Here is a 3968-nt window from a genome sequence, read left to right on the forward strand (position 1 = left end):
CGCCGAGACCGTGGCCCGGGCGCCGTCGCGGTCGGCGATCCGGTAGACGGGCTCGCCGCCCCGCATCTCCAGGCCGAAGGCGGCCGGCACGCCGCCGAGGCCGGCGGCGCGGAGCGCGTCGTCCGGTGGGACCGTGACCTGATCCCAGGCGATCGGCGCGATCCGTGACAGGCGCTCGGCCTGGGTGAGCGTCGGGAACGGCACGTAGAGCATCACCAGCCCGGATCCGATCCACAGGGCGAAGAACAGCCCGGCGGCGATCCCGGCCCAGCGGTGGAACAGGATCAGCCAGCGCCGTCCCGTCTTGCCGAGCCGGCGCGGCAGGCTCACCATGTCACCGTATAGGCGACCTCGACCGAGCGCGGGCGCCCGAGCAGCCAGTTGGTGCCCACCCCGTTCACGGCGTTGCCGCTGATCGCGTAGACCTTGTCGAACAGGTTGTAGACCCGCAGCGACAGGCGCGACGCCTCCGTGACCTGATGGTCCAGGACCACGTTGACGAGGTTGTAGGCCGGGCGCCGGGCCGTGTTGCCGAAGTCGCTGTAGACCTGTCCGACGTTCTGGAGTCCGACCCGCGCGGTCCAGTCGCGGAATACGTCCCAGGTCAGCCAGAGGTTGGCCACGCGCTCGGGCACGTCGATCGGCTGGTTGCCGGCATACGAGACCGTGGCGCCGCCCACCGTCTGGTCGAACCGGTCGTATTGCGCGTGCAGCAGCGCGAGGTTGCCGTCGAGGCGCCAGCCCGGCGCGAAACGCCAACCCAGCGCCAGCTCGAAGCCCTGCGAGGACTGGCTCCCCACCTGCGTGGACAGGGTCGGCTGGCCCGGGATCGCCGAGATCAGGTTGTCCTTGACGATCCGGTAGCCGGCGACGGTCCATTCCACGGCGCCGTCGAAGGCCAGACCCTTGGCACCGATCTCGACCTGATCGCCAGTGGCGAGCTTGAAGCCGGCCAGCGACTGATTCAGCGTGATCAGGCTGTTCACCGGATCGGTGGCGAAGCTGTACTGTGCGTAGAGCGCGCTGTCCGGCGTCGGGCTGTAGACGAGGCCGAACCGGTAGCCCAGCGCCCGGTAGGTCTTCTCGAACCGCGATCCCGTCTGCAGGTCCTCCCGGTTTAGCTTGGGCACGTCGAGGCGCACGCCGGTGAGGAACGAGAGCTTGTCCGACAGGATGACCCGGTCCTCGGCGAAGACCGAGGCCTGGCTCGTCTGCGTGGCGTAGGCCGGCCGCGCCCGGCCGTTCTGGGGGAAGAGGCCCGGATCGTAGCCGACGAGTGGGACGCTGGTGACCTGATCGAAGTAGAAGTTGTTGGTGTGCCGGAAATCGATGTGGTTCACGTCGAAGCCGGCCACGAACTGGTTCGGCAATCCGAACAGGCTGCCCCGGAACGTTGCGTCGAGGCGGTCTCCGACCTGCTCTTGGCTGTGGTAGATCTCCAGGTAGTCGCCCCGGTCCACGAGCCCGGTGCCGCGGTTGTAGCTGTACTGCTCGACGTCGAGCCAGTGGCGCCGGCTGGTGAGCCGGTAGGCGGTGTTGCGGATCGTGATGTCGGCCGAGGGCGACCACTCGGTCTTGAGCTGGGTCCAGTTGTCGGCCCAGGTGATCTTCGCGTCGCGGACGTTGTAATTGTTGAACCGGATGAGATCCGGGATGCGTCCCTCGACCAGCGGCGTGCCCCAGTAGCGGGCGGGCTCCTGGTAGCCGAGATCGTGGCTCAGGGTGAACGCGAGGTCGGCGCTCGGCCGGAACAGCAGGGCGGCGGAGACGGCGAGGTTGCGGAAGTCGCCCTCCGGCCGCATCCAGCCGTCGGCGCGGTTGCCGCTGACGTTGAGGCGGTACGCGAAGGTGTCGCCGTACTCCGCCTGGCCGATCCCGCCGCCGGAATCGAAGGCGAGGCGCGCGACGCCGTCCGTGCCGACCACGGCGCGCGCGGCGTTGATCGGCACGAAGACCGGTTTCTTGGGCACCACGTTGATGACGCCGCCGATCGCGCCGTCCCCGTAGAGCACCGAGGACGGCCCGCGCAGCACCTCGATCCGCTCGACGTTCCACGTGTCGAACGGGAAGGTCACGGTGTTGGCGCCGACGTAGAAGCGCGTGCCGTCGTAGAGCTGCTGGATCGAGTTCGGGCCGGCGAAGCCGCGGGACGTGAAGGCGCCGTTGCCGTTGCCGGGCGACGCAATCGTGGTGATGCCGGTGGCATCCTGGGTCACGGCCTCGGCGATCGTGTCCTGGCCGCGCAGCCGCGCGGTCTCGCCCGACACGATGTCGAGGCTGGCCGGCGTTTCCAGCGGCGTCAGGCCGAGGCGGCTCGCGGTCCGGTCGGGGGTGTGCAGGTTGAGGCTGTTCGGCGTGACGCGGTCCGGATCACCGCCCGCACCCGCAACGGAGAGCTGGTCCAGAGTGACGGCCTCCTGCGCGGCGGCCGGGCTTGTGAGGAGCGCGACGAGAACCCCGGAGACCGGAGCGAGCCCGCGTGAGCGGGGACGATGCGTCGATGAGAACATGGCGGCATGCGGTCCATGCGCGGCCCGAGCCGGCCCCGACGTCCTACAAGCAGTGTAATAACATTACAAATGCTGAGCCATCCGGAAGCTCGCGCCTTGGCGGGCGCGGAGGCGTCCCGTGATCGGGGCACGACAACCGGAATTGCGGAGATGGACATCGGGAACGGCGTCGCGGGCGCGCTTGCTGTGGCACGTCACCGCGAACGAGGCTTTGGCGTCCGTGCTCGCGCGCGGGCGCCTCGACACCCGCCAGGACACCCCGCCCGGCGCGTTTCGCGTGTGACCACGGCTGACGGCAGGTCTCCTGGCTCRCGGGTCGCCGCCCTCGCACCGTCTTCCCGGGGTGACCCAGTGACGTGGTGGTGAAGGGCTCGCCGCTYACAGTTGCGGGGGCAGCCGCGGCTTCGGGGCRAGCCCTCACCGCGTTCCCTTTTGATCCCCGAAGGGAACCGTCGGGTGTCAGCTTGGCCTTGGCGCGTCCGGGCGTCAACCGTGTGTCCGGTTGTTGCGGTGGACCGGCGGGTGCGCGCCGCCGGCCGTTGCGACTCCGTTGAGGTCGGGTTAGCCGGTGCGGGATGACGCTCTGGCGCCTACTTCCGGAGATCTGCGTGAAGGCGCTGGGCCTGCCCCGGCGCGGCAACAAGCCTGCTGGCGGCAGAGATTCATGCGGATGACGGGCGCCTCACGGGCGTCCTCGGCGGCGGCGTCGCGTTCGGCGAGCGCGCCGAGGACGCCCTGATCCGGGAGTTCGCGGAGGAGCTCGGCGTCACCGTTTCGGTGCTCGGCGGTCCCCGCGTCGTAGGAAACATCGTCACGCATTAAGGGCAGGTCGGGCACGAGGTGCTGTTCCTCTTTCCGATCGCTCTGCCGCCCGGCCGGTTCGAGGGTGTGGACTGCTTCGTCTTCCATGAGGATTGCGGAATGGCGTGCATGGCGCGGTGGTGCGACCTGGACGGCCTCGACGTCGCGGGCGGACTGGACCTCTTCCCGAAAGGTCTGAAGCCCTGGCTCCGTGCGGCCTGGGGCGGCGGGCCGGGATAGCGGCGTCGATCATCCGGCGCCTTTGCCGCTGCGCGCCGGCGATGCTACAGCCGGGTAAACCCCATCGGTCCGGACGTCCGCGACGCCGCGGCCCACGCGCCCGGACGCCCCGTCCGAAGCGGAGACGGGTCCCGGCGGAATCATGACGACACGACCTCCCAAAAGCGGCGGGCCGAAGGGGCGCAAGCCTCAGGCCGGCAAGTCCCAGGCCGGCAAGTTCCAGTCTGGCAGACCCCAAGCCGGCAAGTTCCGGACCGACGACCGCGCCCGCACAGGACCGCGCACCAGCGCCCGCGACGCCGCCGAGCGCGCCGCCCGCAACCGCGGCGACGATGCCGGAGCGCGCGATCCCTGGGGCGCCCAGGGCGCGGCCGCCGCGGCCCCGGTGCGGCCCCCGAAGCCCCCCCGCGACGCCGT

General features: G+C 70.3%; 2 protein-coding genes, 2 pseudogenes and 1 riboswitch. Of the genes and pseudogenes, 1 reads left to right on the forward strand and 3 read right to left on the reverse strand.

The features are described 5' to 3' along the window. The 3 genes and pseudogenes from AC1DXK_RS30355 to AC1DXK_RS30365 form a co-directional block, all read right to left on the reverse strand. A pseudogene (locus AC1DXK_RS30355) lies at positions 1–333 on the reverse strand (PepSY domain-containing protein); the annotation flags it as partial. Beyond that, positions 327–2510: a TonB-dependent receptor gene (locus AC1DXK_RS30360; protein ID WP_457108820.1), complete on the reverse strand. Its 2184-nt coding sequence runs from the start codon at positions 2508–2510 to the stop codon at positions 327–329. The gene AC1DXK_RS30360 and the pseudogene AC1DXK_RS30355, both read right to left, overlap by 7 nt. 277 nt (positions 2511–2787) lie before the next feature. Continuing rightward, a riboswitch (cobalamin riboswitch) is annotated at positions 2788–2979 on the reverse strand. 92 nt (positions 2980–3071) lie between these two features. Continuing rightward, on the reverse strand, positions 3072–3419 hold the full coding sequence (locus AC1DXK_RS30365) for a hypothetical protein (protein WP_457108819.1): 348 nt from the start codon (positions 3417–3419) through the stop codon (positions 3072–3074). 274 nt (positions 3420–3693) lie between these two features. Here AC1DXK_RS30365 and AC1DXK_RS30370 point away from each other — a divergent pair. Beyond that, a pseudogene (locus AC1DXK_RS30370) lies at positions 3694–3968 on the forward strand (RluA family pseudouridine synthase); the annotation flags it as partial.

This window comes from Methylobacterium sp. P3_A11 (assembly GCF_056403155.1).